Below are 15,997 nucleotides of genomic sequence, written 5' to 3' on the forward strand. Positions count from 1 at the left end.
GACGACCTGTTCCGCGAGGGGCTGGTCTGCCTGCGGACGGGGGCCGGGTCGATGTGGCGGCCGTGGGAGGCCGACGCCGTGGCGCTGGCCGACGGTCTGACGGTGTACGCCTTCACGGTGTGCGAGCGATGACGGCCCCGAACGACCGCGGCCTCTGGTGCCCCGCTCCCCCGATCGTCGCCGCGGCTCCGTGGCGTGCGGCCCGGTTCCGGGGACGCTGGTGCGTCCTGGCCGACTGCCCCGACGGCGTGCGGCTGGTGCGGTGGTGCCGGGACGCGACGCAAGCGGCGGAGGTCGCCGCCGGTCACTCCGCCGCCTCGCCCTCCCTCACACGCCGTTCGGCCGCTTCCCGCTCCAGCCTCTCCTGACGCGCTTTGAGAAAGTCCGCGTCCGACGGCGGCTTCTCCCCGGGCAGCGGTTCGTCGGGGTCCCGCACCGGATACCGGTCGAACATCCCCACGTTCTCCGCCGTCTGCGATCCGATCGCGGCCAGCGTCCCCTGCCGTTCGTCCGCCGCCTGCTCGGCGAAGGGCTCGAACGCGAAATGCTCCCGCCAATCGCAATAGGCGGCAACGCTCAGGCTTCGGAGGAGTCGGCGGGCGTCGGGGCGTCGGAACTCTCGGGCGAGCCGGAATCGCCATCCGACCCGCCGTTGCCGTTTCCCGATTCCGCCCCCGTCAGGAACGGCGGACGCTCCGTCAGCAGCATGTGCGACAGGATGCTGCCGTAGATCGGATTGAGAATCCGGGCGGGCAGCTTGCCGAACGTCTTCGCGGCCTCGTCCAGCTTGCCGGGCTCCACGATGCGGTTCCCGCGGGCGTCGCAGACGCAGTAGGCGACCACGAACCCCCGCAACGCCCCCTCGACCCGCCGGGGCTCGTCGTCCGGGCGGCGCGGGCGGTCCAGCAAGAGGGCCTGCCGAACTTCGTAGGCGTCCCGGTCGTCGCCCGTCGGCGCGACGTGGTAGGCGGTCCGTTTGTCGGGCAGTTCGACCTTCACCGGCTCCCGGGGGGCGTCGGCGAGGTCTTGCCAGTCAGCGAGGGAGTTCATTATCAGGCGGGCGTGTAGGTGCTATGGGTGATGTCGCCGTCCACGCGCAGCTCGAAGTTCCGGGCGAAGCTGGCCCGCGGGTTGCCCCGCTGCACGGGGAACATCGTCAGGGCGATGAACGCCTGCCGGTCGTTGTCCGCCAGCGTCGAGCGATACCACCGCTTCTCCCGGTTGAGTTGGGCGGTCACCATCTCCTGCTGGCCGGCGTCGGACACGCACTTCCCGACCACGCCCCGGGCGGCCACGTCGGTCTTCGTGATCGCGCAGACCGCCCGCCCGTCGGCGTCGGTGGTGTCCTCCACGTCCGGCGAGTCGTCCGGCGGCTCGTACTCCCGCAGGTGTCCGACCTTCTTCCACTCAATCCCGTCCGCGGGCACGCCCGCCGTGGGGTCGGGGTTCACGCCGGTATGGACCTCCAGGAAGGTGCCTTCAAATCCGCTACAGCAACCGGCCATCGTTATTCGCCTCCGCCCGCGTCGGGCTCAGGGGGTTGGGAATCGCCGGGACGCCCCGGCGGGGGGTTCGGGGAGCCGGCCGGCGGCGGGCTGTCCGTGCCGGACGGCAGGAACGTGTCGAGGTCGATCTCCGCCCGTAGTTCCGCGTCCGCTCCGGCCCCGAGGTTCACCCGCAGGCACGGCACGACGATCTGCTCCCGCACCGTGTTGGCGAGGTCGTTCAGGATCTCTTGCAGGCCCGTCATGAACGCCCGCAGCGGCACCGTGCGGCCCGCGTAGGAGCCCGTGCCGCTCACCTGGGTAATCACGTCGTCCGGGATGCCGAGGCCCCGCAGGATCTCGGTGTTCAACTCCCGGCCGTATTCGAGGAGGCCGCCCGCGTCGCCGCCGATCTCCGCCGGCGTCCACGTCCATTCGTCCTGCCCGTCGTCGTCCTTGCTGTTCGGCAGGGCGAGACCGGCCCCGTTGACCATGTTCGCCATGATCCGGTGGGCGAGGGCTTCGTAGGACTGCTCGACGCCCTGCTGGTCGGTGTAGGTCCCGACCGGGTGCCGCATCAGGCCGCCGCTGAAGGCGTGCTTGGCGTACCAGAGGCGGCGGCTGTCGGCCTGCCCCCGCGGGCGGGTCTTCTCCCGCCACGGTCGCCACGCGCCTTCCAGTTCGCTCCGGCCGTACCACGCCCCGAACTCCCGCCCGTGGACGTGGGCGAAGAACTTGCCCGGACCGAGGGCGACCGGCTCCCCCTCCCCGGCCTGCACCTTCACGCCCCAGAGCGCCCCGCCCCGCGTCAGCAGGCGGGCGTCGGTCGGGTGGAAGGCCCGCAGTCGATCGAACGTCACCTCGCCGTTGCGATCCTTCCGCCAGACGATTTCGCCGGCCGCCAGCGTGTTCCAGATCGCGTTGACGATCTTCGCCCCCGCCCGCAGCCAGACGGCCCGCGCCGTTTCCAGCGTCAGCCGCTCCGCCTCCGGGGCGGTGGCGTGCGGGACGGAGAACACGGGGGCCAGCAGCGGAGCGGAGACGATCCGCATTCCGAGCTTCACGTCGGGGTCGCACCGCATCCGCGGCACGTCCGCGAACGTGAACCCCTCCCCGCCCGGGGCGTCCGGATCGGGGCCGTGGTGCGGCGGCGGCTCGTAGCCGGCCGTCAGCAGCGTGAACAGCGAATCGCCCGTCGCGGTCGTCATGCGTCGTCCCCGTGCGGGTCCGCGGCGGGCTCGTAGCAGTACAGCAGGCCGTCGAACCGAAGCGTCATCGTCACCCCGATCGGCCCGTCCCCCTCACGCTCCCACCAGTCCGCCCCCCGCTCCCGCGGCGGATCGGTCCGGCGGTGCCGCGGCGAACCGCTCACCGATCCCGGCGCCCCCGACTCCCGCAACAGGCGGGCGACGGCGGACGCGAAGGCGTCCGGGCGGCAGACGGCCCGACGGACCTTCGAGGCGAGCGCGATCATCCCCTCGCCGGCGCGAACGCCGGAGAGCGGGAACCGGGCGTCGCCGCGGTGACCGCCCAACAGGGAGGCCGTCACGTCAAACTCGACCGCATCCTGCCCCCCGCCGTCGGCGTCCAGTTCCCGGGCGGAGACCGTCGCGGGATGCACGGCCACGAACAGCGGTCCGGCGCTGCCCGGCGGGCGGCCGGTCATCGTGACGCCGCAGCCGGACCCGACCGACAGGTTCAGGTCTTCGGCGATCAGGTCGCGGGCGGCGAGGAGGGCGGCGAGGTGGGCCATGCGTCAGCCCCCCGCCGGAACGTACGGGCGACCCTCGTAGTCCGGCAGGTGCGCCCGCCGGGGGTCCAGTCGCACCCGGGCCGGGACGGACAGGCTCGGGACCGAGGCCGCGTCGGAGTTCGACCCGGCGAGGTCCGCGGACCCGGCCGCCACCGTCTTGGTCCACTCCACGATCTCCTCCGTCCGCTGCTTCAGGCCCGCGGCGGGCGGGTTGCCGTTGCGGCTCGTCAGGTCCGCCGCCGCGAGTTCCGCCGTCGCCCACCGGACGGACTGGTTCGCGGCGAGGGTCGCGTCGTCGTACCGATGCCCCAACAGGCGGGAGATGCGGGCGGACTGCCGCGCGATCGCGTCCTCCACGATCTGCGAGTCCGCGGAACTCGACCCGTAGCCGTAGCCGGCCGCGCCGGCGTACAACTCCGGCCCGAGCACGCTCTCCACGTCGGCGGCGGTGCAGAAGGCGGTCAAGCGGGCGGGACGGTCGAGGAGGGGCTAAGGGAAACCGCCCCGACCCCCGGCGCGGCGGAAACGCTCATGGGGCCGGGGCGGCGGCGGGGTCCGGCGGGAACGCGGGTCAGAACGCGACCTGCCCGTAGGCCACGGCCTTGGGGACGTAGAGGGCGGGCAGGCTGTTGTCGTGGCTGAACAGGCTCGTGCCGGCCGGGTTCATGGACGAGAAGGTCCACGAGTAGCTGCCGGTCCGCGGCACGCTCGGGCCGCCCGGACGCTCCACGATCGGCTCCGGGCACTCCATCATCCCGAACAGGTCGTTCCGGTCGCTGGCGGCGGGGCCGAAGAAGGCGTAGCCGTCCGGCACCAGGTCGGTGGTCGACTCCGCTCCCTCGGGGCCGATGTCGATCACCTCGTCGGTGATGTACCACTCCACGCCCGGCAGGCCCGGGATCACCGCCCGCATCGTGGTGTTCGGCAGGCTGGTATCGCTGTCGAGGTCGTTGCCCCGGGTCCACTCGGTGTAGGGCGTGTTCGTGGTGCCGGCGATCGCCTTCACCTCGTCATTCTTGATGACGTGCTTCCAGGTGTTGCTGTTGACGATCACGCTCCCCAGGCGCCCGCCGGACTGACGCTTGAACGCCCGGTTGATCGACAGGATGTGACCCGGGATGTCGGTCGTCGCCGTGTCCCACGAAGCGTCGAGGATGTTCGACCCCGTGCCCATGTCGAGCTGGGCGGTGTGGGTCGACTCGTGCTGGTAGTTGACGGTGAACAGCTTCTGGGCGCCGCTATTGCCGCCGGTCGAGTAGGTCAGGTACTCGTTGTCGCCCTTCTTGTAGACGTGGACCTTGCCGCGGATCAGGCCGCCGAACAGGGCGAGCCGCCAGTTGGCGGTCCGCTGACCGAGGAACCGCTGCTGCCGGGCGATCTCGCTCCGGCCGGTCAGGTCGATGTCCCCGCCGTCCCCGCCGATCGGGCGGTTGCCGTACAGTTCCTCGTCGGTGAGGAACAGTTGCTCCGCCATCCGGGGGATGTAGTAGTTCACTCGACCGACCGGCTGACGCCGGATCGTCTTGGCGGGCGTGCCCGGGGTCGAGTGCTGCCCGACGGTCCGGGTGTCGTCGAAGATGTCGTACCCGCCCTGGCGGGTCCGCACCGGGTTGACGTTCCGGCCGCCGGGTTGCAGGCCGAACGCCCGCAGGAGCCCGCTGGAATTGGCGGCCAGACGCCGGACGGCCCGGTCGGTGACTTTGGTCGAAAGGAGTTCGGCGCGGCTGGCCATCGTTCAGTTCTCGCGGGTGGGCGGCGGGGAGTGCGGGCGGTCGCCCGGGGAGGAATGGGTTAGGTGGCGACGGTCAGGGTGTTGCCGGACATCTCGGTCACGAGCCACTTGAGCGTGGCCCCGACGTAGCGGGCTTCGAGCTTCACCTGCCCGCCGACCTTCTCGCTGGCGGTGCTGAACGCGACGGAGTCCGCCGCGGCGTCGCCCTGCACGACGATGTTGTCGCCCTCGGCGGAGACGACCGTGACGTTCTGGTCGGCCAGCACGAGGAAGCCGTAGGTCAGGCCGTTGGCGATCGCCGGCAGGGTGAAGACCACCGCCCCGGCGGCGCCGTTGTTCGTGAACCGCGTGCCGTTCTCGGCGGTCGTGACCGTGTAGTCGGAGGTCTTCGCCACGTCCCCGGTCGGGTAGAAGGCCCCGCCCGCGTAGCCGTCGTCCCAGATCACGCCGTTGCGGGCCAGCACGCTGCGGGCGTGGTCGTCCAGACCGATGCAGTGCGACGCCTTGACCGGCCCGGCGATCACCATCCGCCACTGCTGATCGGCCGCCTCGCCGGTGTCCACGTCGAGCACGTCCACGCCGTCCAACAGGACGCCCGCGGGGTTCTGGGAGCCGTCGGTGGCGTCCGGGTCGTAGTCGACGTACCGGACCTCCTCGTCGCCGTCCCCGTCCGTCGCGGAATCCAGCTTGGCGAGCACGAGCCCGGCCCGCAGGGCGGTCGTCGGGGTCGCGCCGGAGTCGCGGGCGGTCGAGTCGACGACCGCGCCGACGATGACGTGCTGGTGGGCCTCGGGGTTGCCCCACAGGACGGAGGCTTCCTGCGTGGTGCGGGCGGTCGAGAAGCCGGGAGTGTTGTGGCTGTACATGGCGGCGGGTCGGGGTCGGGCGGGTGGGGCGTGCGGGGCGTCAGTCGGCGCCGTGGAGTTCGTTGAAGACCCGGTCGGCGTCTTCGTCGCTGACCTCGCCGCCGCTCAGGAACGGGTTGGCCGGCTGCTCGCTGACGGAGAGGTTCTCGGCCCGCTGGGCGTCGTCCCAGACGGCCCCTTCCGGCAGGCTCTCGAAGTCGGACAGACGGGTCTCCAACGCCTTGCCGACCGCGTCGTCGCCCTCGCTGAACTGCCAGGTGTCGGCGACGCTTTCGAGTTCCTCCCGCTTCGGCTTGGCGATCCGGCCGGAGTCGAACAGGCGGCCGATGCGGGCCTTCAGTTCGGCGCGGTGGTTGGACGTGACGCGGTCGCGGAGGGCCTTGTTCTGGGCGACCACGCCGCCCATCTGGTCGCTCATCGCCTGCACCTTGTCCTCCAAGGTGGCGTCGGGGTTCGATTCGCCGCCGACCTTTTCGAGCAGGGCGTCGAACTTGGTCTCCAGCGCCGCGAACTTCTCGGCGAGGTCGTCCGCGGCGGGCGTGGTCTGGGTGTCGCTCATGGCGTAGGTCTCGCGGCGTTCGCGGTAACGGAGGTGTTCGGTCAGCCGCCCCAGCAGGTCGGCGAGGAGTTCGGTGTCGCCCCGGAGGGACTTCCCGGGGGTCAGGTCCAACTTCTTCAGCGCGGCGGTCAACTGCCGCGACAGGTCCGCCGGGTCCACGTCGCTCATGGACACCGGACGCACTTCCTTCTCCGGCCCGTCGCCCTCCCGCTCGCCGGGGTTCTCGCCGGCGGCGCCGCGGGCGGCGGCGAAGGTCTTCAACGCGGAGCACAACGCGGACAGGTCGCCCGACAGCGTGACGGACGGGTCGAGAAACACCCCGACCGTCTCGAAGCATTCGCGGACGGCCGCCATGTCCGGCGGCTTCACTTCCTCGGCGGGCTGTTCGTCGCCCTCGGACGGGCGGATCGTCGCGCCGTCGGCCATCTCGGAGAGGGCGACGACCTTCTCGAACTCCCGCGATTGATTCTTGGCGACCGGCTTGGTGGTCGTGGCGAGGTGGTGCAGGACGTTCTCGTACCGCTTGCCCGTCGGAGACGCCCACGGGCCGAACTGCGGGGAGACGTAGGTGCCGATCTCCAACAGGTCCGCCGCCACGTCGTCCTTGGCCTCAATCTCGAAGACCAACAGGCCGTCGTCGTTCACCTCGACCCCCTCCACCCAGCCGGCGAGGTTGCGGTCGTTCCGGCGGGCGGGGGCGTCCGACAGGGCGACCGGGTGGCCGTCGGGGTTTTCGGCCCCCGGGGCGTGCTCGTGGATCAGCGGGACGGAATAGTGATCCGCCTTCAACGCGGCGAACCCGTCGGCGATCGCCCGCACGTCCTCGGCCGTCACCTTCACCGCGTCCCCGGAGAGGGTCGGGTAGGTGCCGGGGCCGAAGGCGGTTTTGCGGAGGCGAGGCAACGGGCGGGGGCCGGTCGGGACTGCGAACGAACGTCACGCCACCAGAAACCGCCGCGTCCCCCCAAACTCTTTTCTAGAACTCCGGCCCCTCGAACCGGTCGCGCCCCTGAAAGGCCCGGTGCCGGTGCAGGCCCACGCGGGCGTCGTCGCTCCGAGACAGGCCCCGGACGTAGGACAGGGCGTTCTCGACGGCCTCCGTCTCCCGCACCGCCGGGCTCCACTCCCGCTGCGAATCCATGAACCCCGCGATCCGCTCGCAGGCCCGCACGCCCTCCTCCCCGCCGCCGAACTGGTAGTAGCAGATCGTCAACAGCCGCGGGATCTTCTCCGCCGGGATCGACGCGACGACCTCCCGGGCGAGGAAGGCCGCGTCCCGGGCCGCCAGTTCGCCCCCGTACATCGGGACCGGCTCGTCCGCGTCGGAGTCGGCCCGGGAGTCCAACCGCCCTTCCAGCAGGGCGACGCGATCCCGCAGGCGGTCGGACTCCGCCTTCTTCCGCAGGTACAGGTCGCGCCACTGTTCGGACCGCCGCCGCCCGTTCTTCGCGGGGGTCGCGGTCTTCCGTCGCTGGTCGCAGGTGAGAGGGGGCGTCGCCGCCAAGGTTTCCGGTCCGCCAGACCGGCCGCACGCTACGATTGTAGGCCCGACGCGGGCGACGCGCCAGAGGCGGCTAAGGCCCGGGGTATTTTACCCCGCACCTTAGCGGACCGGCCCGTTCCGGACCCTACGTCACTTTTGACGTAGGGTCGTCGGGCCTACGTTTCTCGGGGTTTCGCGGTCAGAAACCGCCCGCGACCGCCATGCCGGGGTCCAGCACCGTGAACGCCGGGCCGCCTTTCTCCGCCTTGCCGCCGTTGCGGTCCGCGTACCACGCCGCCATCGACAGCGTATCGACTTGGTCGTCGTGCTCGCCGGCCGGGAAACTCAACAGTTCCGTCAGCCACGGCCCCCACCAGCCGGGCGGGTCCGCCGGAACGTAAATCTGCCCGGCCTCCATCCGCACGGCCGCCACCGTGGCCCGGTCCTGCTTGCTCGTCATCCCCGGCGAATAGGACTTTACGGTCAGCCGTCCGGTGCGGCGGAGCGACTGGATCGCCCCCGTGCCGCTGCTGGCGTCCTCCACGATCACGAACTCGCAGCGGTTCTTGCGTGAGAACTTGGCGATCTCCGGCGCCACGTCCGGCACCTGGAACTTGTCCCGCCGCACGTCGATCAGGAACAGGTCGCCGCTCCGCCGATCGAACGCCCACGCCGCCATCGCCGTGTAGTCGCTCGTCGTGTGGTCCTTGCTGGCCGTGTCCGCCGTGGCGAACCGCAACACGCCCTCCGCGGGCGTCACCCGGTCCCCCTGCGGCGTCTGCCGGACGAAGTGTTCGCCCCGCCGGTCGTAGTAGCGGAACCACGACTCGTCGAAGAACCCGCCGCGGTCCGACACCGCCCAGTCGCCGTTCAGCAACCGCTCCCGGTCCACCGGGTGCATGTCCGCCAGACTGGCGACGTACGCCGGGGCGTCGATCGTCGGGTTGTCCTTCAGGGTGGACGGCAGGAACAGCCGCCGCACGTCCCCGGCCCCGCCGCAGGCGATGCACGTCCCGCCGTCGTACCGGCCGCTCCCGCCGCACAGCCCGCAGTCGCCGACCTTCGCCCAGAGCCGCCCGTTCCGCTCGTCCAGCGGCGTCTCGTGGTACTCCGCCGGAATGTACCGCTGCTTCACCCACTCGCCGCCGACGCCGCCCGGGTTCGTCGCGGCCCGATACCGCAGCGGCACGTCGCCCAGCGGATTCCCGGTCTCCACCGCGTCCGGCTTTCGCAGCCGGGACAGCAGGTAGGTGTACTGGCTCTCGGGGAACTCGGTCACTTCGTCCCAGCCGATGAACTGGAACTCCGAACTGCCGTACTGGTACTTGCGGTCCTCGTGGTCGAGGTAGCCGAACGTGAGCGTCCCGCCCGCCGGGAACGTGAGCACGTTGTCCGACCCGTTCCAACTCATCTCGCCCCGGCGAATCCACGGGCGGAACCATTCCAGCGACCGCGGCAACAGACCGCCCGCCAGCCGGAGACGGGTGCGGGTCTTCCGCAGGATCAGCCCCGCGTACCCCGGCACGTCCGCATACTGGATCGCCGCCATCAACATGGCGTCCGACTTCCCGCCGCCGGCGCTGCCGCCGAACAACACCTCCCGGTCGTTCAGCGACAGGAACAACCGCTGTTTCGGGTGCGGATGCGGGCGGACCGCGTCCAGCAGGTCGTTCGACCGGTAGCCTCGGGCCTTCACCCGAAGGGCGGACAGCAGACGCTCCCGGCCCCCCGCGTCCAGCTTCTCCCACGCCCGCAGCAGCGCGTCGCGGTCCGCCGTTTCCCGTTCGACAGAATTCTGACGAACGGGGGCGACTCCCGGTTTCGTGGGCTCGGCGATCACGCCGGCTCCGCGACGACGCCCGCGGACTCAAGCAGCCTCCGCAGCTCTTTTTCCGGGTCGCTCGGCTCCGCCCGGCGCGACACGGCCTTCCCGTCCGGCGTCGTCTCCGACACCTTCAGCGGGGCGTGGTTGCCCAGCAGTTTGTCGATGCGGTCCTGGTAATCCGCGGCGTTCCGCTCGCACGCCCCGATCTTCGCCCCGGCCTTTTCCTGCCGGCGGCTCGCCAGCTTGAGCCGGGCCATCGCGGTCTCCGTCTGTTCGTCGGGGCTCGTCGGGTCGTCCAGAGTCGCCTGCGCCCGCTCGATCTCCTCCGTGGCGGCCTTGAACTCCTTTCGCCCCTCGGCGCGGGCCTGCATGCTCTCCGCCTTCAACGCCCGCCAGTACAACAGGCTGTCGCTCCGGCAATCCTCCGGGGACTTGCCCACCAGTTCCCGGTTCCTTCCACGCGCGCGAGTCAGATACTTGCCCACGGTCACGCGGGAGCAGCCCCACTTGGCCGACAGCATCCGCCGCAGTTCCCCGTCGGAGTAGTCCAGCGACATCAATTTGCGGGCCTCCTCGATCCGCTTTTCGTACTCCGCCTTCGTGACCCGGGGGGCGTGCCCGTTCTTCTGTCGCGGTCGGTCTCCGGCCATCGGTCAGTCCTCCCCTTCGGCGTCGTCGGCGTCGTCTTCGGCGGGCCGGGCGAACGCGGCCCCGAGTTGGTCGGCGGTCCCGGGCTCCCCGAGTCGCACCGCCAGCTTCTCCCCGGCCATGTTGAAGCTGCCGGGAGCGTGGCCGACGATCTCGCAGAAGCGGCGTTTTTCTTCGTCGCCGCGGAACACCAACAGCAGCGTGTAGTCGGCCTGGTTCTGGGTCTCCGCCCGGCCCGCGTAGGTCTGGCGCGAGTCTTTGATGGCCCGGGGGTCGTCGCGGTCGATCGCTTCCCCGTCCACGGTCTGCGTGCGGGCTTTCGGCGGGGCGTCGGCCTTGGCGTTCTCGCGTGCCGCCTGCCGTTCGGCTTTCTTTTCCGCGTCGGCGTCGTCCATGATCTCGCCCAGCAGGGCGGCGTCGGCCTCCCCGGGGTCTTCGCCGCGGAACAGGCTTTCGGTGAGGGCGGTGTCGAGCCCGTGGTCGGCGAACAGTTCTTCCAGCTCCAGTTCCCCGAAGCCGGCGTCCTCGGCGGAGACGCCCCCCTCGGCGAAGATCGCGTACAGGCCCTCGGCTTCGTACCGGCCTTGCAGGTTCGGGTTGTTGAGGGCGACGTTGAGCCGCTTCTCCTCGGCGTCGTCCACGTCGATCACCGCGACGGTGACGAGCGTGTCCAACGGGTCGCGGTCGCCCTTCGCCTTGGCGGCGCGTTCGGTTTCCAGTTCGACCAGCACGCTATGGCGTTGGTGGCCGCCGACGAGATGGCCGGTCCGCTTGTTCCAGATCAGGGTTTCGGCGAGCCCGCCCTTGCGGAGTTCGTCCTTGAGGCGGCGGCGGGCCTCGGGGTCGATGGAGCGGGGGTTGTACGGGCTCGGCTTCAGGTCGCCCAGCCGCACGTCGGCGGTCTCGAACGACTGGAAGGCGGAGCGGGTCGGGTCGGAGGATTTCGGCATGGGCGGGTTCACCAGTCGCAGGCCACGGCCGCGGCGTGCGTTTCAGGTTCGCGGAGCAGGTCGCGGACGACTTCGGCCTCCGCGAACGGGAAGTAGTCCAGCACCTTGCCCAGATCGTCGGGGAAGTTGTCGCGGAGCCAGAGCAGCGAGGCGGAGTCGATCGACACGTCCGTGCAATCCCCGTCGCCCATCGCCAGCACGGGCAGGTTGTGCGTGCGGACGTAGCCCCAGACGGTGCGGCCGACCCAATCGCAGATCGGCCACGCCTTGCCGTGCTTCGCGCAGACGCCCCGGCAGTCCGGCCACGCGGGTTGACGCTTCTCCGGGTCGAACCCGATGTCCCGGCAGTCGGGGACGGGCGTGTCGCTCGCCTGCGAGATCATGCCGCGTCGGCCCGGGGACTCGTCCATCCGGTGCCCGGCGAGAACCATCCGCCCGCCGGTTTTCTTGCGGACGTGGCGGAGGATGTCGTCCTGTTTGCAGGACCGGCGGGTGAGGATGCGTTTCCCCCGATGCTCGCCGTTGTGCAGGATGTCGGCCAGCGCGGGCGACGGGAGCCGGAGAATCTTGATCCCGTACTTGCGCTCGGCCGCCCGGAGAACCCGTTCCTGGCATTCGAGGTCGGGAACGAGTCGGCAGAAATAGGCCCGCAGCCGGTCCGCGCCGACCGCGCGAGCGGCGAGGTCAAGGACGGCCGCACTGTCCTTGCCGCCGCTGTACGCGACGATCAACGGGGAGTCGGGGGCGAGATCCGCGGCGGCCCGGATGCGACCGAGCGCGTTACGGACCGCGCCGCCCTGAAACTGCCGGCGGCGGGCCATCGTTCAGAACCGCCGGGGATTAGCGGCCACCGCCGGACGCGGGCGTCCGGCCGCTCCGGGACGAACGGAGGCGGGAGATGGTCCGAGACCCGGAGCCGCGGCGGCCCCGGCGGCGTTCGGACTCGCTGGAGGTGGCGCCCCGGGGGCGAACCCGGCCGCCAAGGGTCCGGGCGGCGGCCCGCTGTTCGGGGGTGACGTTGGTGGAGCGACGGCGACCGGCCATGTTCGTGACGGGGGCTCGGGAGACGGGCGGAAACGGACGGGAAGCCGCACCCTGCCCGAATCCGTCCCGCGTACCCAAGCCTATTTCGCGGCCGTCTCTAACAGCGGCAACGCGAGCGCGTCCGCCGGCACGTCCGCCGTCCAGACGTTCAGCCGGCCCGGGATCGGATACGGCTCCGACAGCGGGACGCGGTCCGTCAGCACCCAGCCCCAGAGCGTGAAGTCGTCGCCGGGCTCGGGGGCCTCCACGAAGTCCCACCCGAACCGGTACGTCTCATCCTCCACCTGCCGGCGGGCCGTCGTCTCGTCCAGCCCCTCCGGCCCGTAGACCTTCGCGTCGACCCGGTCCTGGATGTCGTCCGCGATGTCGCAGACGGTTTCGTGCAGGTCCTCGGAGACGTGGTCCGTGTCTCCGCCTTGGCAGGAGAGCAGTTCCGAAGTCTCCCAACAGCCGCGAAGATCGACGCGACCGAGGATCGCGGACCGGGGGAGCGGCAGGCCCTCGGCTTCCAGTTCGCGGCACCACGCGGCGTCATCCCGGCCGGCGCTGGCGTGTATCCAGAGTTCGCCGCGGTGATTCGTCCGCCAGGTGCGGTTCTCGCACCACTTGAAGCCGTGGATGACGAAGCTAGCCCACGGCTGGCGGAGGGAGAGAACCTTGATGCGGCGGCAGCCGGCCGGGGGTTCGGCGGGGAGCGGCGTGCGGGGTTTGCGGGGTTTCGTGGCGGCGGTCATCCGTCGGCCTCCCGCTTGCGTCGCCGTGCAGCCGACCGGCGGAGCGTGTCGAGAACCCACGCGGTCAGGTAGGGCTCGCCGGAGGGCTTCAGCATCCCGGCCCGCTTGGCGGCGCCGTGGAACGCTTCGAGGTCGTCATCAGAGACGCGAATCGACAGCCGGCGGTCACGGCCGGAACGCGGTCGGCCGCCGGGGTTCGGCGGGTCGTCAGGGGGCATGGCGGAGCCTGCAAAGGGGAATCAGGGATCGGGAAAGTATCCGGCGGCCGCCGGTTTCCGCAACCCCGCGACGCCGGAAACACCGTAACGCGCTGCCACGTAACGGGTTGCGGAAACTTCCGAAAACTTTCCCCGAATCGGGGTGTTTTGGGTTGCCCAAACAGGACGATGAATCGTAATATCGGCAACCCGAAACCGCGGCCGGCACAGCCGCGACGGACTCACCCCGAACACGCGAGCAACTCAATGCGTTACGTCGCCTCTCCCGCCGACCTGGTCGAACTGTTCACCTCCGCCGCGGACGCTTTCGACTGTCCCGGCTATCGGATGGCGGCCCGGATCGCGGGTTACTCCCGTTCGCTACAGGAAGCGAACGAACGCATCGGCGACATGTGGAACAAAGGCGCCGCCGAACAACGTGAGCGGACGTTCGGCAAGCCGGCCGGCACCGTCGGCGTCGAATCGCTTTCTGACGCGGCGCTGAACGGCCTCTGGGCCTCCGCCGACACGGCGAAGAAAGCCGCACGCGGCGAGCGGGTGCCGGTTGTCGCCACGGTGAAACCGTCCCCCGTCGCCGCCTGACGTTCTCCCTCCCCCGGACCCGGCACAGGTCCGACCCCCTCACACCCCACGCGAGCCCCACGATGAACGCCACCCGCACCGCTACCGACGCCGAACTCATTGCCGAACGGGCCGAACAGGTCCGCCGTGCGGTCGACTACGGCCGCCGCATCGGGCTCAACGAGCCGGAAGAAGCGGTCCGACTGTACGGCCACGTCGCTACGGTCTGGCGGACCGAAGCGGTCTACCACCTGAAAAACGGCGACCGGGAGAACGCCAAGATCGCCGCTCAGTTCTGGGCTCTGGAACTGGCGGACATCCGCACGGCCCGCGAACACGCCGCCGCCTAGCCGCTTCTCCGGGTCGGGGATCGTTCCCCCGGCCCGGGCCTGTCGCCAAGCTGGCGACGTTTCCCCCTCCCCCCGAACCGAAGCGAACCGATGAAGACTCAATACACCGTCTGCCGCGTCACCCGCCGCTACGGCAACCCCGCGACCTACACCTACACCGGACTCCCGAGCGACGGCCCCGAGCCGGCCGGACTGGAGTTCTTCGACTCCCGCGAGGAGGCCGACGCGGCCCGCGACGCGGCGGACGGCGGCGACATGCACCTTGGACACAACGAGTATTTCGACGGCCCCGTCGTCTGCGAGGTCGTCGGGGACGTTGACTTGGTGGACCCCGCCGACCGGCGGGAGGACGACGGTGAGTGCTACGACACCGACACCGGAGAGACGTACGTCGTGCGGGAGTGCGACGGCGAGTAGTTCCCCCCGCGTCCCTCCCCTTTCTCCCCCTCCCCCGAACTGAGCGAACTGATGACCGCTGAAACCAAGACCGCCGTCCCCGGCTGCGATTTCCTCTCCGGCTACGTCTTCCACGTCTATCCGACGACGGAAGCGGCGAAGGTCCATTCGCCGGAGGAACGCGACGCCGAGGGCTACACGATCCGCGAAGAAACCCGTTACGGGTTCCACGGGAACGACTGCCCGCCGTGCGATGCCGAATGGCTGTCGGATGACGCGGGGTCGGACGGATACCTTGTCGTCGCGGACGACGAAGACGACGTGAACCCCGCGGAAGGCTGGAACGTCGAACAGGTGAAGGCGGAAGACCTTGAGGATGAACGGTGGACCGACGAGGGATACACCGCGGTCGTCGTAACCGTCGATCCCGACGGCGAATGCGTGATTGCCCGAAAGGTTTGACTCCCCCGCGTCCCGAGGTTCGCCCTCCCGCCCGGGAGGGGGCCGGGTTCGATCCCGGCCGGACGCTTCGCCGAACGCAAAACGAGCCCGGCCGGTTTTGGCACACCCGGCCGGGCTCTCGCATGCACGCCGCCGGAACCCGTCACGCGAGCGACCGGGACCGGCTGGCGGTTGCGTCCCGGCACTGTACCAGAGCGAACGCCGAACAGGAGTGCGGGGCCGCCGCCGGGCCGGTTGTGCGGCCGAAACCCCCGGCGTATCACGCGACCCCGCACACCCGCCGTCCGCTAGGCGATCCAGACCCGCAGCGTCGCCGCCACGGTCTGACCGCCGTCCGTATTGCATTCCACCGGCAGGTCCCACAGTCCCGCCGCGTCGTCGGACGCCGCCAGCAGGAACGCGACGCCGCGACCGGACGGAACCTCCACCGCGGCGGCCGTCGTAACCCCGGCGCCGCTGGCCGCGAGGCTCCCCGCCGTGGCCCGGACGGGCCGCGCCGGCCCCGCCGTCGGCTGGCCGGTCAGTTCCTCCCCGGTCCCCAGCTTGGCGGAGAAATCCAGCCCCACCGCCCGGGATTCGCCCGGCGCCAGCCTCCCAGCCCCGATCACCGCCGGCGACAGGTCCGGCGCCGTGAACGACGCCGTAACCCGCCCCGCGTATTCGACCGCCAGTTCGACCGCCGTCACCGTCTGCTCGTCCGTCGCCCCCAGCGCGTCCGTGACCGCCACGACGTAGGAGCCCGCGGCGGCGGGCGTCCACGGGCTCGTCACGACCGTGCCGTCCACCGTGTAGACGTAGGGGGCCGTGCCGCCCTGCGCGTCGAAGGGCACCTCCTGCCCGACGTAGACCGAGGACGGGAGGGTCGGGAGCGTGAGGGCGCCGCCTCCGCCGCCAGTTGTCGCTCCGAAGACTTGGCCGAAGACGCTCGCCAT

The 15,997-nt window shown here is 70.8% G+C and carries 22 protein-coding genes; 5 read left to right on the plus strand and 17 right to left on the minus strand.

The window, feature by feature from the left end; translation table 11 throughout:
* Window positions 1–128 precede the first annotated feature (128 nt).
* Window positions 129–368 carry a hypothetical protein gene (locus ACG2DA_RS16190; protein ID WP_395256830.1) on the plus strand — a complete coding sequence of 80 codons (240 nt, stop codon included), beginning with the start codon at window positions 129–131 and terminating at the stop codon, window positions 366–368.
* Here ACG2DA_RS16190 and ACG2DA_RS16195 read toward each other — a convergent pair.
* The 16 genes from ACG2DA_RS16195 to ACG2DA_RS16270 all read right to left on the minus strand — a co-directional run bounded on the left by ACG2DA_RS16195 (window position 305) and on the right by ACG2DA_RS16270 (window position 13,296).
* Window positions 305–667 (minus strand): phage tail assembly protein T, encoded by a 363-nt coding sequence (locus tag ACG2DA_RS16195; protein ID WP_395256851.1) that lies wholly within the window; start codon window positions 665–667, stop codon window positions 305–307. The genes ACG2DA_RS16190 and ACG2DA_RS16195 overlap by 64 nt on opposite strands.
* Complete coding sequence (locus ACG2DA_RS16200) at window positions 577–1,050, minus strand: hypothetical protein (protein WP_395256831.1); 474 nt, start codon at window positions 1,048–1,050, stop codon at window positions 577–579. Before ACG2DA_RS16200 ends, ACG2DA_RS16195 begins: the two co-directional genes overlap by 91 nt.
* A gap of 2 nt (window positions 1,051–1,052) precedes the next feature.
* A complete protein-coding gene (locus tag ACG2DA_RS16205) occupies window positions 1,053–1,505 on the minus strand; it encodes a hypothetical protein (protein WP_395256832.1) in 453 nt (150 codons plus the stop codon).
* Between the two features lie 2 nt (window positions 1,506–1,507).
* A complete protein-coding gene (locus ACG2DA_RS16210) occupies window positions 1,508–2,692 on the minus strand; it encodes a hypothetical protein (protein ID WP_395256833.1) in 1,185 nt (394 codons plus the stop codon).
* Window positions 2,689–3,237, minus strand: coding sequence for a hypothetical protein (locus tag ACG2DA_RS16215; RefSeq protein WP_395256834.1), 549 nt, complete (start codon window positions 3,235–3,237; stop codon window positions 2,689–2,691). The genes ACG2DA_RS16210 and ACG2DA_RS16215 overlap by 4 nt, the downstream gene beginning before the upstream one ends.
* A gap of 3 nt (window positions 3,238–3,240) precedes the next feature.
* Window positions 3,241–3,702 (minus strand): phage protein Gp36 family protein, encoded by a 462-nt coding sequence (locus tag ACG2DA_RS16220; protein WP_395256835.1) that lies wholly within the window; start codon window positions 3,700–3,702, stop codon window positions 3,241–3,243.
* A 106-nt stretch (window positions 3,703–3,808) separates the two neighbouring features.
* Window positions 3,809–4,969 (minus strand): major capsid protein, encoded by a 1,161-nt coding sequence (locus tag ACG2DA_RS16225; protein ID WP_395256836.1) that lies wholly within the window; start codon window positions 4,967–4,969, stop codon window positions 3,809–3,811.
* A gap of 59 nt (window positions 4,970–5,028) precedes the next feature.
* Window positions 5,029–5,835, minus strand: a complete 807-nt coding sequence (locus ACG2DA_RS16230; RefSeq protein WP_395256837.1) for a hypothetical protein — start codon at window positions 5,833–5,835, stop codon at window positions 5,029–5,031.
* 40 nt (window positions 5,836–5,875) lie between these two features.
* On the minus strand, window positions 5,876–7,297 hold the full coding sequence (locus ACG2DA_RS16235; protein WP_395256838.1) for a hypothetical protein: 1,422 nt from the start codon (window positions 7,295–7,297) through the stop codon (window positions 5,876–5,878).
* A gap of 73 nt (window positions 7,298–7,370) precedes the next feature.
* The gene (locus tag ACG2DA_RS16240) at window positions 7,371–7,898 is read right to left on the minus strand and encodes a hypothetical protein (protein WP_395256839.1); all 528 of its coding nucleotides are present in this window, start codon (window positions 7,896–7,898) and stop codon (window positions 7,371–7,373) included.
* A gap of 178 nt (window positions 7,899–8,076) precedes the next feature.
* Window positions 8,077–9,717: a phage terminase large subunit gene (gene terL / locus ACG2DA_RS16245; RefSeq protein ID WP_395256840.1), complete on the minus strand. Its 1,641-nt coding sequence runs from the start codon at window positions 9,715–9,717 to the stop codon at window positions 8,077–8,079.
* Window positions 9,714–10,352 (minus strand): hypothetical protein, encoded by a 639-nt coding sequence (locus ACG2DA_RS16250; RefSeq protein WP_395256841.1) that lies wholly within the window; start codon window positions 10,350–10,352, stop codon window positions 9,714–9,716. The genes terL and ACG2DA_RS16250 overlap by 4 nt, the downstream gene beginning before the upstream one ends.
* 3 nt (window positions 10,353–10,355) lie before the next feature.
* Window positions 10,356–11,300 (minus strand): ParB N-terminal domain-containing protein, encoded by a 945-nt coding sequence (locus ACG2DA_RS16255; RefSeq protein WP_395256842.1) that lies wholly within the window; start codon window positions 11,298–11,300, stop codon window positions 10,356–10,358.
* A gap of 8 nt (window positions 11,301–11,308) precedes the next feature.
* Window positions 11,309–12,121 carry a phosphoadenosine phosphosulfate reductase family protein gene (locus ACG2DA_RS16260; protein WP_395256843.1) on the minus strand — a complete coding sequence of 271 codons (813 nt, stop codon included), beginning with the start codon at window positions 12,119–12,121 and terminating at the stop codon, window positions 11,309–11,311.
* Between the two features lie 303 nt (window positions 12,122–12,424).
* The gene (locus ACG2DA_RS16265; RefSeq protein WP_395256844.1) at window positions 12,425–13,078 is read right to left on the minus strand and encodes a hypothetical protein; all 654 of its coding nucleotides are present in this window, start codon (window positions 13,076–13,078) and stop codon (window positions 12,425–12,427) included.
* The gene (locus ACG2DA_RS16270) at window positions 13,075–13,296 is read right to left on the minus strand and encodes a hypothetical protein (protein ID WP_395256845.1); all 222 of its coding nucleotides are present in this window, start codon (window positions 13,294–13,296) and stop codon (window positions 13,075–13,077) included. Before ACG2DA_RS16270 ends, ACG2DA_RS16265 begins: the two co-directional genes overlap by 4 nt.
* A gap of 246 nt (window positions 13,297–13,542) precedes the next feature.
* Here ACG2DA_RS16270 and ACG2DA_RS16275 point away from each other — a divergent pair, with 246 nt between their 5' ends.
* The 4 genes from ACG2DA_RS16275 to ACG2DA_RS16290 all read left to right on the plus strand — a co-directional run bounded on the left by ACG2DA_RS16275 (window position 13,543) and on the right by ACG2DA_RS16290 (window position 15,065).
* Window positions 13,543–13,878 carry a hypothetical protein gene (locus ACG2DA_RS16275; protein ID WP_395256846.1) on the plus strand — a complete coding sequence of 112 codons (336 nt, stop codon included), beginning with the start codon at window positions 13,543–13,545 and terminating at the stop codon, window positions 13,876–13,878.
* Between the two features lie 62 nt (window positions 13,879–13,940).
* Window positions 13,941–14,207 carry a hypothetical protein gene (locus ACG2DA_RS16280; RefSeq protein WP_395256847.1) on the plus strand — a complete coding sequence of 89 codons (267 nt, stop codon included), beginning with the start codon at window positions 13,941–13,943 and terminating at the stop codon, window positions 14,205–14,207.
* A 90-nt stretch (window positions 14,208–14,297) separates the two neighbouring features.
* Window positions 14,298–14,624: a hypothetical protein gene (locus ACG2DA_RS16285; protein ID WP_395256848.1), complete on the plus strand. Its 327-nt coding sequence runs from the start codon at window positions 14,298–14,300 to the stop codon at window positions 14,622–14,624.
* 51 nt (window positions 14,625–14,675) lie between these two features.
* Window positions 14,676–15,065, plus strand: a complete 390-nt coding sequence (locus ACG2DA_RS16290; RefSeq protein ID WP_395256849.1) for a hypothetical protein — start codon at window positions 14,676–14,678, stop codon at window positions 15,063–15,065.
* 287 nt (window positions 15,066–15,352) lie between these two features.
* Here ACG2DA_RS16290 and ACG2DA_RS16295 read toward each other — a convergent pair.
* Window positions 15,353–15,997, minus strand: a 645-nt coding sequence (locus tag ACG2DA_RS16295) for a hypothetical protein (RefSeq protein WP_395256850.1), incomplete at its 5' end; no start/stop codon positions are given.

This window comes from Alienimonas sp. DA493 (genome assembly GCF_043951915.1).
Taxonomy (GTDB): domain Bacteria; phylum Planctomycetota; class Planctomycetia; order Planctomycetales; family Planctomycetaceae; genus Alienimonas.

What these genes read in the sequence shown, in the direction of transcription:
- ACG2DA_RS16275 (WP_395256846.1), top strand. Translation starts at nt 13,543, where the DNA reads ATGCGTTACGTCGCCTCTCCCGCCGACCTGGTCGAACTGTTCACCTCC.
- ACG2DA_RS16215 (WP_395256834.1), bottom strand. Translation starts at nt 3,237, where the DNA reads ATGGCCCACCTCGCCGCCCTCCTCGCCGCCCGCGACCTGATCGCCGAA.
- ACG2DA_RS16255 (WP_395256842.1), bottom strand. Translation starts at nt 11,300, where the DNA reads ATGCCGAAATCCTCCGACCCGACCCGCTCCGCCTTCCAGTCGTTCGAG.
- ACG2DA_RS16230 (WP_395256837.1), bottom strand. Translation starts at nt 5,835, where the DNA reads ATGTACAGCCACAACACTCCCGGCTTCTCGACCGCCCGCACCACGCAG.
- ACG2DA_RS16250 (WP_395256841.1), bottom strand. Translation starts at nt 10,352, where the DNA reads ATGGCCGGAGACCGACCGCGACAGAAGAACGGGCACGCCCCCCGGGTC.
- ACG2DA_RS16290 (WP_395256849.1), top strand. Translation starts at nt 14,676, where the DNA reads ATGACCGCTGAAACCAAGACCGCCGTCCCCGGCTGCGATTTCCTCTCC.
- ACG2DA_RS16270 (WP_395256845.1), bottom strand. Translation starts at nt 13,296, where the DNA reads ATGCCCCCTGACGACCCGCCGAACCCCGGCGGCCGACCGCGTTCCGGC.
- ACG2DA_RS16285 (WP_395256848.1), top strand. Translation starts at nt 14,298, where the DNA reads ATGAAGACTCAATACACCGTCTGCCGCGTCACCCGCCGCTACGGCAAC.
- ACG2DA_RS16225 (WP_395256836.1), bottom strand. Translation starts at nt 4,969, where the DNA reads ATGGCCAGCCGCGCCGAACTCCTTTCGACCAAAGTCACCGACCGGGCC.
- ACG2DA_RS16280 (WP_395256847.1), top strand. Translation starts at nt 13,941, where the DNA reads ATGAACGCCACCCGCACCGCTACCGACGCCGAACTCATTGCCGAACGG.
- ACG2DA_RS16200 (WP_395256831.1), bottom strand. Translation starts at nt 1,050, where the DNA reads ATGAACTCCCTCGCTGACTGGCAAGACCTCGCCGACGCCCCCCGGGAG.
- ACG2DA_RS16260 (WP_395256843.1), bottom strand. Translation starts at nt 12,121, where the DNA reads ATGGCCCGCCGCCGGCAGTTTCAGGGCGGCGCGGTCCGTAACGCGCTC.
- ACG2DA_RS16210 (WP_395256833.1), bottom strand. Translation starts at nt 2,692, where the DNA reads ATGACGACCGCGACGGGCGATTCGCTGTTCACGCTGCTGACGGCCGGC.
- ACG2DA_RS16205 (WP_395256832.1), bottom strand. Translation starts at nt 1,505, where the DNA reads ATGGCCGGTTGCTGTAGCGGATTTGAAGGCACCTTCCTGGAGGTCCAT.
- ACG2DA_RS16265 (WP_395256844.1), bottom strand. Translation starts at nt 13,078, where the DNA reads ATGACCGCCGCCACGAAACCCCGCAAACCCCGCACGCCGCTCCCCGCC.
- ACG2DA_RS16190 (WP_395256830.1), top strand. Translation starts at nt 129, where the DNA reads ATGACGGCCCCGAACGACCGCGGCCTCTGGTGCCCCGCTCCCCCGATC.